The sequence below is a fragment of the Nocardioides sp. TF02-7 genome (assembly GCF_022437945.1).
GTDB lineage: Bacteria > Actinomycetota > Actinomycetes > Propionibacteriales > Nocardioidaceae > Nocardioides.
On the sequence record NZ_CP092535.1, the window covers coordinates 1,830,530 to 1,843,371 of the forward strand.

Sequence of the window (12,842 nt, forward strand, 5' to 3'; positions counted from 1 at the left end):
TAGCGTCCGGCCAGGACGTCCCCCTGGCCGCGTCGACGTCGCCACCCCAGTCCTCTCCGTGTCCCCGGGTGTCTCCGCCATCCTAGGGCGCGGTTCGGGCACGGCCCGGCGACGTCGCAGCCGGCGGGAGACCGTGTCGATCACCGAGGTCACCTCCCGCAGCTGCAGGACCCGCGCGAGCAGCAGCAGGACGACGACCGCCGCGGCCGTCATCACGGCGGCCTCCACGGCCGCCCACGGCCACGAGCCCGCAGCGGGGACCTCCTCGAGGAGCCGCTCGAGCGGCCACCGCACCAGCACGGCCGCCCCGGCCCCGGCCCCGCCGGCGACGAGCAGCCGGGCCACGAAGCCGAGCAGCGGCCCGGCGCCGATGCCCCCAGGCGGCGGGCGAGGAGCGAGAACGACACGAGCGAGCCGACCGCGTAGGCGCCGGTGTAGGCGAGGACCAGCATGGGCGCGGTGTCACCGGCGTCCTGGGCGCGGCCGACCAGCGCGATCGCCAGCGTGATGTTGAAGCCGGCGATCAGGCACTGGATCCAGAACACGGTGCGGTTCTGCTCCAGCGCGTAGAACCCGCGCAGCGACAGGTAGTGGAGCGTGAAGAACACCAGCCCGAAGCCGAACAGCCCCAGCGTGGGCCCGAACAGGTCGAAGCTGTCGGCGGTGGCGCCGTGGCCCCACACCACCTGCGCGACCGGGAGGGCGATGAACGGCAGCAGGAGGGCGAACGGCACCACGACGACCAGCGCCGTGCGGATCGTGCTGACCAGGGTGCGGGCCAGGGCGGGCAGGTCGTCGGCCGCGGCGTGCGAGGAGAGCCGGGGCAGGATCGCGGTGGCCAGCGACACCGTGATCACCGAGTGCGGCACCAACGCGACCAGGTAGGCGCTGGAGTAGATCGTGATGCCGGTGCCGTCGGGGTCGGCCGCCGTGCCGCCGGACGCGAGCCGCACGACGACGACGTACGCCGCCTGGTTGACGATCACGAACAGCGCCGTCCAGATCCCCAGCCGCAGGGTGTGCCCCAGGCCGGCGCCGCGGAAGTCGAAGCGCGGCCGGATCCGCACGCCGGCCGACCGGAGGTAGGGCAGGAGGATCAGCAGCTGCGCGGCGATGCCGGCCGTGGAGCCGAGGCCGAGCAGCGCCTCCTGGGAGGCGGTGAACGGCCCCTGCTGCTCCGCGGCCGTCGCCGGCCCGAACACCAGCAGGTAGACCGCCAGCACGGCCACCGAGATCACGTTGTTGGCGATCGGCGCCCACATCATCGGCCCGAACCGGTGGCGGGCGTTGAGGATCTGCCCGGCCAGGGCGAACATGCCGTAGAAGAAGACCTGGGGCAGGCAGTAGCGGGCGAAGTCGATCGCCGACTGCCGTTGCTCGGCGAGCTCCGGGTCGGCGTACCGGCTGTCGAGCAGCAGCGACATCACCCACGGCGCCGCCACCACCAGCGCCACCGTCACCGCGCCGAGGAACAGCACCGCGAGGGTCACGACCCGGTCGACGTACGCCGCCCCGCCGTCGGCGTCGTTGCGCATCGCCCGCACCAGCTGTGGCACCAGCACGGCGTTGAACACCCCGCCCGCGAGCAGGATGTAGAGCATGTTGGGCACCGTGTTGGCGATCGTGAACAGGTCGGCGTGGAGCCCGACGCCGAGGGCCGCCGCCAGCAGGGTGGAGCGGATGAAGCCGCTGAACCGCGACACGACGGTGCCGGCGGCCATCACCGCGCTGTTGGCGAGGATCCGCCGCTGCTCGCCGTCGCCGTCCGGCGGGGTGGCCGGGGCGGCGTCGCGGGCGCCGCTGCCGGCGGTCGGGTCCGGCACGCTCTCGGGCGTCGGCGTCCCCTGGTCGGTCACGTGGCCGCCCCGCGCTGTCGGAACCGGCGGAGGAGCCGGAGCACGATCGCGAGGACGAGGATGCCGAAGCCGACGCCGAGGATCACCCAGATCACGTCGCTGACCTGGTTGGACCGCACGGGCAGCTGGTCGGTCGCGCCGATCGGGGTGCCGTCGACGTCGGTCACGGCGAGGGTCACGTTGTGCACGCCGGGGTCGGAGGTGTGGGCCTCGAGGAGCACGGTGGTGCGGCTCCCCGCGGTCAGCACGATCGGCTCCCCGGCGTCCACGCGCACCCTGCCGCCGGGGCTGGTGGCCTCGATCCGCACCGTCACCGTGCGGTCGAGGAGGTTCTCGAGGGTGGCCGAGAACGTGCCGTCGGCGCTGGAGAGGGTGACGCCCGGCGGTCCGTCGATCGTCACCTCGGCGAGCCGGCGCTCGATCCAGCCGCGGGAGCGCACCAGGGCGCGCTCGGCGGCGTCGGGCGCGGTGCGCGAGGCGTACGACGCGGAGGTGAGCGCCTCGTCGCGGACCTCGCCGGCGACGCCCTCGCTGTCGATCAGCACGTTCTGCAGCGTCTCGCCCGCCGCGACCAGCCGTCCGAGCTCGTAGAACAGGGACGGGCCGAGCTCGCCGGCGCGGGCCTCCGCGGGGTAGCTGAGCTCGTCGGGGTCGATCACCGCGCTCGCGCCGGCCACCGCGTCGGACGCGGTGCCGAGGTCGACCCAGTCGAGGTCGAGGCCGCTCCAGAACCGGGTCGCGCCCTCGCCGGTGACGTCCGGGTCGACGACCACGACCAGCGGCTCGGGCGCGTCGGGCGAGCGCAGCAGCCGCAGCGCCGCCTCGGCGAGCACCCGCTGCCGCAGGCTGACGGCGTCGAGCCGGGGGTCGGGTCCGGGACCGCCCGTGGCGGCCGCGGAGGCCGTCACGGCGACCTCGTGCCCGCCGAACCTCCCCGCGCCGGGCGCGTCCGCGGCGATCCCGGTGGCGTCGGTCTGCGGCTCGGCCTCGTCGTCGCCTCGTTGCCCGGTGTCGGCCGCGAACATCCGGTCGGTCAGCAGCAGCATGCTGGAGTCGTCGAGCTCATCGATCTCGTCGAGCGAGCGCGGGTCGAGGTAGCCGCCGGGGGAGGCGATCGCCGGCCGGGTCTCCACCTCCCACTCCGCGAGCACGTCGCCGGCCCGGTCGCGGGCCAGCGCGTAGAGCTCGGGCATGGACGAGGCGGTCGCCGACACGTCGACGTCGCCGTAGGGCAGGGCGAGCACCTCCTCGCCCTGCAGGGCGCGCTCGAGGCGGTCGAGCCAGCTCCGGGCGAGTGTCGCGGTCGGGTCGGTGGGCGGCGGGGCCTCGCCGCTGCCCTCGCCGTCGGGTCCGTCGGTCGACGGCGTCTCCGATCCCGGCTCGCCGGTCTCGTCGGGCTCCTCCGGCTCGCGGGCGTCCTCGCTGAGCGGGCCGAGGTCGCGCGGCGGGTTGCCCTCGCCGAGGCGCCGTACCGCGTCGGGGACGGCGGGGTCGACCAACCAGGTGACCGGGCGGTCGAGCGCCGCGGCGCCGAACGACAGCGGACCGCCCAGCCGGCCGTAGGGGCCGAGGTCGGCGCGCCAGTCGCTGCGCCGGGCGATCGCGCCGGACGGGTGGTGCTCGATCCGGTGGCGCAGCGGCACCACGACCGCGGTGTCGACCGAGCCGGTCACGCCGTCGCGGCCCTGCGGGAGGTAGGGGAGGAAGGTGCGGGCCCGGCCGTCGGCGAGGGAGTCGCGGGGGGTGGTGTCGCTCGAGCCGAGGGCGTGGACGCCGAACCAGTACACGCCGGCCTGGGTGATCTCGACGTAGCGGCGCGGGATCCGGATGGAGAAGGTCGCCACCTCGCCCGGCCGCAGCTCCGGGACGGTGTCGCTGACCTGGACGATCCGGTTGCCGACGACGGCCTCCGGGTCGGTCGCGGCCGCGGCCTCCAGCTCGGCGGCCGTCGTGATCGGCGGCGGGCAGCCGAGGCAGGCGTCGTCGTTGACGAACGCGTGCAGGTTGACGTCGCGCCACGTCTCCACGTCGCGGTTGGCCACCTCGCCGGAGACCTCGATCGCCCCGCGGCGAGGCAGCTCGCCGGGGGTCAGCTCCTCGATGGTGACCACGAGCGGCGCGTCGTACGACGCGGGGAGCGGCGGCGTCGCGGATGGGGTCGCGGACGGGGTCGGTGCCCGGCTCCGGGGACCCGGCGGCCGGTGCCGGCAGCGCGAGCAGCCCTGCTGCCACTGCGCCCACGGCGGCACGGCGGAGCAGGGCGCGGAGGACCACGCCCCGAGGGTAGACCGGCGGGCGGCGGCGGGGGTGGGACGGGCGGCCCGGACCGGTCCGTAGACTCCCGGGCGTGTCCGAACCCCATGCGCCGGCGCTCGAGCCGATCCGGCTGGTCGACGTCCAGCGGTCGGTCGCGACGGAGCTGGACCGGATCGCGCCGGTGATCGACGAGCTGGGCGGGCTGTTCGCCGACGCCGGCCACGAGCTCGCCCTGGTCGGTGGCCCGGTGCGCGACGCGATGCTCGGCACGACCTCCAACGACCTCGACCTCGCCACCTCCGCACGACCGGAGGTGACCGAGCGGATCCTGCGGGCCTGGGGGGGACGCGTGGTGGGACATGGGTCGTGAGTTCGGCACCATCGGCTGCCGCAAGGGCGACTGGGTCGTCGAGGTGACGACGTACCGCTCGGAGGCCTACGACCCGGAGTCCCGCAAGCCGTCGGTGCAGTACGGCGACACCCTCGCCGGCGACCTGCGGCGGCGCGACTTCACGATCAACGCGATGGCGGTGCGGCTCCCCGGGCGCGAGCTCGAGGACCCCTACGGCGGGGTGGTCGACCTCGCCCACCGGGTGATCCGCACGCCGGGCACGCCGGAGGAGTCGTTCTCCGACGACCCGCTGCGGATGATGCGGGCCGCCCGGTTCGCGGCCCGGCTCGGGTTCACCGTCGACGACGCGGTCGTGGCGGCGATGCGCGACATGGCCGACCGGATCACGATCGTCTCCGCCGAGCGGGTGCGCGACGAGCTGGTCAAGCTGGTGTGCGCGCCGTACCCCCGGCTGGGGCTGACGCTGCTCGTCGACACCGGCCTCGCCGACCACGTGCTGCCGGAGCTGCCGGCGCTGCGGCTCGAGCGTGACGAGCACCACCGGCACAAGGACGTCTACGAGCACACGCTGACCGTGCTCGAGCAGGCGATCGACCTCGAGCCCCGGCTCGGCACCGACGGGCCGGACTTCGTGGCGCGGTTCGCGGCGCTCATGCACGACGTCGGCAAGCCGCGGACGCGGCGGTTCCTCGACGACGGCACCGTCACGTTCCACCACCACGACGTCGTCGGCGCCAAGATCACCCGGAAGCGGATGAAGGCGCTGCGGTTCTCCGGCGACGACATCGACGCGGTCGCGCACCTGGTCGAGCTGCACCTGCGGTTCCACGGCTACGGCTCGGGCGAGTGGACCGACTCCGCGGTGCGCCGCTACGTGCGCGACGCCGGCGACCAGCTCGACCGGCTCCACGTGCTGACCCGCGCCGACTGCACGACCCGCAACAGGCGCAAGGCCGACCGGCTCCGTCGGTCCTACGACGACCTGGAGGCGCGGATCGAGCGGCTGTCGGAGGAGGAGGAGCTGGCCTCGATCCGGCCCGACCTCGACGGCAACCAGATCATGGAGCTCCTCGGCATCGGGCCCGGGCGCGAGGTCGGCGAGGCCTACCGGTTCCTCCTCGAGCTGCGGCTCGACAACGGCCCGATGGCCGAGGACGACGCGAAGCGGGCGCTGCTGGAGTGGTGGTCGGCCCGCTGACGGCGGCGGCGCCGGTCGCGAGCGGGTCGCGGCCCGGGCCCCCTAGGGTGCGGCCATGACTGCGACCACGCCGACCCCTACGGACCTGCTGGCCACCACGACGATCGACGCGCCCCGCGACCGGGTGTGGGCGATGGTCTCCGACCTGCGGCGGATGGCGTCGTGGAGCGACCAGGTGGTCAAGACCTTCGTGCTCGGCCGCGAGGTGCGGCGCGGCACCCGGTTCGTCAACATCAACCACCAGGGCTGGAAGCACTGGCCGACCACGGCGCAGGTGGTGCGGTACGCGCCGCCGTCCGACCTCGCCTTCCGGGTCGTCGAGAACCGCACGGTCTGGTCGTTCCGGCTCGAGGACGCCGGCGACGGCCGCACCCGGGTCGTCCACCGCCGCGAGGCGCCCGACGGGGTCTCCGCCCTCTCCCGCGGCCTGGTCGGCCTCGCCCTCGGCGGCCAGGACCGGTTCACCGCCGCGCTGCAGGAGGGCATGACCGCCACCCTCGTCCGCCTCAAGGCCGACGCCGAGCGCTGACCCGGCTCGAACCCGCGCCGAAAAACCCGCCGACCCGGCGCAAACCGGCACGCAGAACACGCCGACCCGGCGCAAACCGGCACGAAAAACACGCCGACCCGGCGCGAACCGGCACGAAAACACGCCGACCCGGCGCAAACCGGCATGAAAACACGCCGAGCCGTCCCGAGAAACGGGACGGCTCGGCGTGTTTCAGCTGCGGAGATGCGCCGGGTCGGTCACTCGCCGGAGATGAACTTCTCCAGCTCGGCGCGGCCCTGGCCGTCCTCCATCTGCACCGGCGGGCTCTTCATGAGGTACGCCGACGCGGGGAGGATCGGGCCGCCGACGCCGCGGTCCTTGGCGATCTTGGCGGCGCGGACGGCGTCGATGATGATGCCGGCGGAGTTGGGGGAGTCCCAGACCTCGAGCTTGTACTCGAGGTTGAGCGGTACGTCGCCGAACGCGCGGCCCTCGAGCCGGACGTAGGCCCACTTGCGGTCGTCGAGCCACGCGACGTAGTCGGACGGGCCGATGTGGACGTTGCGGTCCTCGACCTTGCCGGCGAGCTCGCCGGTGAGGTTCGACGTGACGGCCTGGGTCTTCGAGACCTTCTTCGACTCGAGGCGGTCACGCTCGAGCATGTTCTTGAAGTCCATGTTGCCGCCGACGTTGAGCTGGTAGGTGCGGTCGAGCACGACGCCGCGGTCCTCGAACAGCTTCGCCATCACGCGGTGGGTGATGGTGGCGCCGACCTGCGACTTGATGTCGTCGCCGACGATCGGGACGCCCGCGTCCTCGAACTTCTTCGCCCACACCGGGTCGGAGGCGATGAAGACGGGCAGCGCGTTGACGAACGCGACGCCGGCGTCGATCGCGGCCTGGGCGTAGAACTTGTCGGCCTCCTCCGAGCCCACCGGCAGGTAGGACACGAGGACGTCGGCGCCGGAGTCCTTGAGGACCTGGACGACGTCGACCGGCTCGGCCGCGGACTCCTCGATGGTGGCCCGGTAGTACTTGCCGAGGCCGTCGAGCGTCGGGCCGCGCTGCACCTCGACACCGAGGGTCGGCACGTCGGTGATCTTGATGGTGTTGTTCTCCGACGCGTTGATCGCCTCGGACAGGTCCTTGCCGACCTTCTTGTCGTCGACGTCGAACGCGGCGACGAACTCGACGTCACCGACGTGGTAGTCGCCGAACTTCACGTGCATCAGGCCGGGGACCGAGCCGGCAGGGTCGGCGTCCCGGTAGTAGTGCACGCCCTGGATCAGGGACGTGGCGCAGTTGCCCACGCCGGCGATCGCTACTCGAACCGAACCCATGAGAGTCCTTCCTTGGTCGTTGGCCTGAGCGGCCGGGTGCTGCGAGGGGGTGTCTCGCGCGGATTGCTGAATCAGTCGTGCCAAGTGATCGGGGTGTCAGGTCGCCGGGGCGGGCGGCTGCTCCTCCGTGGTGGTGCGCTCGCCGCCGCGCTCTGCGTTGATGAGGTCGGAGAGCCACCGCACCTCACGCTCGACGGACTCGACGCCGTGCCGCTGGAGCTCGGCGGCGTACCGGTCGACCTCCCGCTGGGTCATCGCGAGCTCCCGCTGGACCCGGTCGAGCCGCTCCTGCAGTCGCGAGCGGCGGCCCTCCAGGACGCGCAGCCGGATCTCCATGTCGGTGGAGGAGAAGAACCGGAAGCGGATGTCGAAGTTGTCGTCCTCCCACGCTGCAGGACCCACCTCCGACATCAGGCGGTGGAACTCGTCGGTGCCCTTGTCGGTCACCTGGTAGGTGATCCGCTGCCGGCGCGAGGCGGTGCTCGGCGCCGACGTGACCTCCTCGATGAGGTTGTTGCGGAGCATCTTCTTCAACGCCGGGTAGAGCGAGCCGTAGGAGAGCAGCCGCCCCCACCCGAGCATCAGGTTGAGCCGCTTGCGCAGCTCGTATCCGTGCATGGGTCCCTCGTGCAGCAGCCCGAGGACCGCCAGCTCGATGGTTTCACCACGCCGTGCCATGCGATCTATCGTAACGATATATCCGCCGAATCTGAACTCCCGATGGATCGCCGGCGCGAAATCGGTGGACGTGTGCGCCGGTGCGTACCCTGAACGGCGGCACGGCGGGGTCGACCCGACCCCCGGGGTTGTGAGTGAGTGAGGACGTTGGCCAACGGGAAGCGGAAGGCGGCGGCGACGAGCGCCCGCTCGGGGGCGACCCCGAAGGAGCCGCGCACCTGGAAGCAGCGGCTGCGCCGGGTCGCGAAGTGGGGCACGATCGGCGCGTTGGTGATGGTGCTGATCGGCTGCGGCGTGTTCTTCGTCGCCTACCGGTCGATCGACATCCCGGACCCCAACGCGGACTTCCTCACCGAGACCACGCACGTCTACTACGCCGACGGCAAGACCGACCTCGGCAAGTTCGCCATCCAGGAACGCGACTCCGTCGAGCTCGACGAGATGCCCGAGACGCTCAAGGACGCCGTCGTGGCGGCGGAGGACCAGACCTTCTGGACCAACGAGGGGATCGACCCCAAGGGCATCGTCCGCGCGGCGTTCAGCAACGCTCGCGGCAACGTCACGCAGGGCGCCTCCACCATCACCCAGCAGTACGTCAAGATCCTCTACCTCAGCCAGGAGCGCTCCTGGTCGCGCAAGGCCAAGGAAGCGATCCTCTCGCTGAAGGTGCAGAACCAGTTCACGAAGGAGGAGGTGCTCGAGGGCTACCTCAACACCATCTACTTCGGGCGCGGGGCGTACGGCGTGCAGGCCGCGGCGCAGGCCTACTTCGGCGTCGACGCGAAGAAGCTCAACCTGCGGCAGAGCGCGGTCCTGGCCGCGGTGCTCAACGACCCCAACTACCTCGACCCGGCCAACGGCAAGGACTCGAAGGAGGACCTCCGCGGCCGCTACGAGTACGTGCTCGGCAGCATGGCCGACGTCGACGCGATCTCCGCCGAGCAGGCCGAGAAGGCGAAGAGCCGGCTGCCGAAGTTCCCGAAGCAGGACGAGGACAGCACCTACGGCGGCCAGAAGGGCCACGTCCTCACCATGGTGAAGAAGGAGCTGCTCCGGCTCGGGTTCAGCGAGCAGGAGATCGACGGCGGCGGCCTGGAGGTGACCACGACGTTCACCCCGGAGGCGATGGACGCCGCCGTGGAGGGCATGAAGCAGGCGCGGCCCGACGGCTTCGGCTACAAGCAGCTGCACGTCGGCGTCGCCACCGTCGAGCCGGGCACCGGCGCCCTCCGCGGCATCTTCGCCGGGCAGGACTACCTCGACTCGCAGATCAACTGGGCGGTCGCCGGCGGCCAGGCCGGGTCGACGTTCAAGCCGTTCGCCCTCGCCGCCGGCATCAAGGAGGGCTACTCCCTCAAGGACACCTTCGAGGGCAACTCGCCCTACTACTTCGAGGGCAGCTCCCGGCCGGTCGAGAACCAGGGCGACTCCGACTACGGCCGGGTCAACCTGATCCAGGCGACCGCCGACTCCGTCAACACCGCGTTCATCGACCTCACCGTCTCGATGGAGGACGGGCCGCAGAAGATCATCGACACCGCGGTCGACATGGGCATCCCGCCGGCGGAGACGCCGAACGACCCGTGGGGCTTCCCGACGCGGAGCCCCGCCCTCGAGCCCGTGACCGGCGTCGCCCTCGGCTCCCAGACGGTCAGCCCGATCAACATGGCCAACGGCTACGCGACCATCGCCAACGGCGGCGTCGCGGCCGAGCCGTACATCATCGAGAAGGTCGTCGACACCAACGGCGACGTCCGCTACAACCACAAGGTCAACACCCACCGCGCGATCCCCGAGGACATCGCCGCCGACGTGTCCTACGCGATGCAGCAGGTCGTCGAGGCCGGCTCCGGTGCGTCGGCCATGAGCGGCTTCGCCTGGCCCGCCGCCGGCAAAACCGGCACGGCGACGCGCGACGACGGCGCGGTCTCCTCGTCCTGGTACGCCGGCTTCACCGCGCAGCTGTCCACGGCCGTGATGCTGGTGCGCGGCAAGGGCAACGGCCCGCTCGACGGTTGGCTGCCGGAGTTCTTCGGCGGCACCTACCCGGCCCAGACCTGGCGTGCGGTGATGGACCGCGCGATGGACGGCAAGGACCCGGTGCCGCTCGCGGAGCCGGTCTACGTCGACGGCGAGGCGCCCGAGGAGGGCCACGAGCCCCTACACGCCGCCACCGAAGCCGACGAAGAAGCCGAAGCCGGACAAGACCGATGACAACGAGCCGACCGGGGAGCCCCCGACGAGCGAGCCGCCCACGAGCGAGCCGCCGACGAGCGAGCCGCCGACCAGCGAGCCGCCGACGACCACGCCCCCCACCACGACCCCGCCCGGCGACGGGGACCCGGAACAGCCCGGCGGCGGTCCCGGAGGGGGGCGGCGGGCCGGGCGGCGGTGGCCCCGGCGGCGGCGGCCCTGGCGGCGGTGGCGGCAAGGGCGGCAACGACCTGGTCGGCCGCCACGACAGCGGCGGCCAGCACCGCGCGGGGCGCCGCGCCGGACGTCGTACCCGCGGATGACGCACGTCCACCCGACCCGGGACGACCGGGTGGTCGCGGCCGTCAGCGAGGTCGTCGGCGGGCCGGTCGGGGAGCACGCCACCCGGCACCGCTGGTGGACGCCCACCCGGGTGCTGCTCGCGCTGACCGCGGTGGTGTTCTCCCTCGGGATGCTGCAGAAGGCGCCGTGCTCGGTCGGCGGTGCGCCGGACCAGGAGTGGGTCTACTCCCACATGTGCTACACCGACCTGCGGCCGCTGTACGTCGGCCGCGGGCTGGCCGAGCGGGCCTGGCCGTACTCCGCCGACGAGCAGACCCGTGACCGCTACGAGGTGATGGAGTATCCGGTCGGCATCGCCTACTGGGCCTACGGCGCCTCGTGGCTGACCCAGCTGCTCAACGGGAGCCCGGACCTGGAGGAGCGCTACCGGCAGCCGGTCGACGAGCTGCACGCCGACCGCGACGTGCAGCGGGAGCACTCGATCTTCGTCCTGGTGAACGCGGTGGGGTTCGCGCTGCTGGCGCTGCTCGCCACGTGGCTCCTGGCCCGGGTCAACCCCGGCCGGCCGTGGGACGCCGCGGCGTTCGCCCTCTCGCCGGCGCTCGCCCTCACCGGCCTCATCAACTGGGACCTGCTCGCGGTCGCGCTCGTCGCCGGCGCGCTGTGGGCGTGGTCGCGCGACCGGCCGGTGCTCACCGGCGTGCTGATCGGCCTCGGCACGGCCGCCAAGCTCTACCCGCTGTTCCTGCTCGGCGGGATCCTCGTGATCTGCCTGCGGCAACGGAGGTACGCCGCGTTCGGCGCGGCCACGCTCGCCGCGGCGCTGGCGTGGGCGGTCACCAACCTGCCCGCGGTGCTCTCCGGCCCCGACCAGTGGAAGGTGTTCTGGACGTTCAACGCCGACCGGGGCGCCGACCTCGGCTCGGTGTGGCTGGTCGTCGACCAGGCCGGCGACCTCGGCATCACGGCCGCCACGATCAACACCTGGTCGTGGGTGGTCTTCGGCGGCTGGTGCCTCGGCGTGCTCGTCCTCGGCCTGCTCGCGGGCCGGCGGGCCGGCGTCACCCCCGGCTGGCGCAGCTCGGGTTCCTCGTCGTCGTCGGCTTCCTGCTCGTCAACAAGGTCTACTCGCCGCAGTACGTGCTGTGGCTGCTGCCGCTGGCGGTGCTGGCCCGGCCGCGCTGGCGCGACCAGCTGATCTGGCAGGCCGGCGAGGTCTTCTACTTCTGCACGGTGTGGTGGTACCTCGGCGGCTTCCTCAACCCCGCCGGCGGCGGCGAGGTCGGGTTCTACTGGGTCGGCATCGCCGTCCGCGTCGCCTGCGAGCTCTACCTGGTCGTGCTCGTCGTCCGCGACATGTTCCGCCCGGGCCGCGACCCGGCACGGGCGGTGCCGGGCAAGGCGCCTTCTGCGGTGGATCCTGGTCACCAGGTGACTGCGATCAACCACACAACGGCGGCCCCGGTCCCGGTGGGCAGCGCGGACAACGCCGGGCCTGCCCTCGCCAGCCCCTCCGCCTGAACCCCTCACCCAGCTTGGCGGCAGTGAGACAGGGCCGGTCGAACACCTGGCCCCAGCCGAGGCGCGCCGTCGTCCGTGCCGAGGTGAAGACGTCGAGGTCGCGTTCGAGGTCGCGATCGCGGTCGGTCGCCCGGCTGTGGAAGAGCCGCCCGTCCAGCTCGACCACGGTGCCGATCTCGGCGTAGTAGGCGTCCCGGTAGAGCGGGCCCTTGAGCGACTCCCGGAACTGGCGCTGAGCAACCGGCAGGCCGTGCGGTCGCTCGACCCGCGTGAGGTAGCCGTGCTCCAGAGCCGAGCACGTGCCACACGCCAGATCGGAGATCACCGCTTCGAGGAGCTGCCGGCGGCCGATACGGGCGCGTCCGCTCAGCGTCTCGGCGAGCCGCGCTGCCGTCGTACGCCGCGAACCGACGGCGTCAGCAAGGAGCGCGACAGCATCGATGTCGCGCACAGCCACCGCGGCGAGGTCGAGGACGGCTTGCTCCGTGCGCTGCCTCGGTGGCGATGCGTTCCACAGCACAGAGGCCTCCAACGCGGCCAGGTTCGCACGCGAGCACGCCCGCCCAGGCCCGTTGGAGCCAGGACAGCGGACCGGTGTGGTCGACGTAGACGCCCTCGTGGACGCGGGCCAGCTCCCGTCGCCGCCTGTGGACGA

8 protein-coding genes and 1 pseudogene are annotated in these 12,842 nt (G+C 72.6%); 5 read left to right on the forward strand and 4 right to left on the reverse strand.

Going from position 1 to position 12,842, the window contains the following annotated elements; translation table 11 throughout:
* Positions 1–212: 212 nt before the first annotated feature.
* Complete coding sequence (murJ, locus tag MF408_RS09315) at positions 213–1,856, reverse strand: murein biosynthesis integral membrane protein MurJ (protein WP_240251134.1); 1,644 nt, start codon at positions 1,854–1,856, stop codon at positions 213–215.
* Positions 1,853–4,105 carry a DUF6049 family protein gene (locus tag MF408_RS09320; RefSeq protein ID WP_275693388.1) on the reverse strand — a complete coding sequence of 751 codons (2,253 nt, stop codon included), beginning with the start codon at positions 4,103–4,105 and terminating at the stop codon, positions 1,853–1,855. The genes murJ and MF408_RS09320 overlap by 4 nt, the downstream gene beginning before the upstream one ends.
* A 131-nt stretch (positions 4,106–4,236) precedes the next feature.
* Between MF408_RS09320 and MF408_RS09325 the strand changes: the two are divergent.
* Positions 4,237–5,662: pseudogene (locus tag MF408_RS09325) on the forward strand (CCA tRNA nucleotidyltransferase).
* A gap of 55 nt (positions 5,663–5,717) precedes the next feature.
* A complete protein-coding gene (locus MF408_RS09330) occupies positions 5,718–6,191 on the forward strand; it encodes an SRPBCC family protein (protein ID WP_240251136.1) in 474 nt (157 codons plus the stop codon).
* A 218-nt stretch (positions 6,192–6,409) separates the two neighbouring features.
* Here MF408_RS09330 and MF408_RS09335 read toward each other — a convergent pair whose 3' ends face one another.
* Together MF408_RS09335 and MF408_RS09340 are read right to left on the reverse strand one after the other, a co-directional pair.
* Positions 6,410–7,492, reverse strand: a complete 1,083-nt coding sequence (locus tag MF408_RS09335) for an inositol-3-phosphate synthase (RefSeq protein ID WP_240251137.1) — start codon at positions 7,490–7,492, stop codon at positions 6,410–6,412.
* A gap of 96 nt (positions 7,493–7,588) precedes the next feature.
* The gene (locus MF408_RS09340; RefSeq protein ID WP_240251138.1) at positions 7,589–8,170 is read right to left on the reverse strand and encodes a PadR family transcriptional regulator; all 582 of its coding nucleotides are present in this window, start codon (positions 8,168–8,170) and stop codon (positions 7,589–7,591) included.
* Positions 8,171–8,308: 138 nt separating this feature from the next.
* On the opposite strand from MF408_RS09340, the gene MF408_RS09345 reads away from it, so the two are divergent.
* The 3 genes from MF408_RS09345 to MF408_RS09355 all read left to right on the forward strand — a co-directional run bounded on the left by MF408_RS09345 (position 8,309) and on the right by MF408_RS09355 (position 12,187).
* Positions 8,309–10,384: a transglycosylase domain-containing protein gene (locus tag MF408_RS09345; RefSeq protein WP_240251139.1), complete on the forward strand. Its 2,076-nt coding sequence runs from the start codon at positions 8,309–8,311 to the stop codon at positions 10,382–10,384.
* Between the two features lie 298 nt (positions 10,385–10,682).
* Complete coding sequence (locus MF408_RS09350; protein ID WP_240251140.1) at positions 10,683–11,864, forward strand: glycosyltransferase 87 family protein; 1,182 nt, start codon at positions 10,683–10,685, stop codon at positions 11,862–11,864.
* Complete coding sequence (locus MF408_RS09355; protein ID WP_240251141.1) at positions 11,807–12,187, forward strand: hypothetical protein; 381 nt, start codon at positions 11,807–11,809, stop codon at positions 12,185–12,187. Before MF408_RS09350 ends, MF408_RS09355 begins: the two co-directional genes overlap by 58 nt.
* Positions 12,188–12,842: the final 655 nt, after the last annotated feature.

Bases quoted from the DNA above. Each gene is read 5' to 3' on its own strand.
- MF408_RS09340 (WP_240251138.1), bottom strand. From the start codon at position 8,170: ATGGCACGGCGTGGTGAAACCATCGAGCTGGCGGTCCTCGGGCTGCTG.
- MF408_RS09350 (WP_240251140.1), top strand. From the start codon at position 10,683: ATGACGCACGTCCACCCGACCCGGGACGACCGGGTGGTCGCGGCCGTC.
- MF408_RS09335 (WP_240251137.1), bottom strand. From the start codon at position 7,492: ATGGGTTCGGTTCGAGTAGCGATCGCCGGCGTGGGCAACTGCGCCACG.
- MF408_RS09330 (WP_240251136.1), top strand. From the start codon at position 5,718: ATGACTGCGACCACGCCGACCCCTACGGACCTGCTGGCCACCACGACG.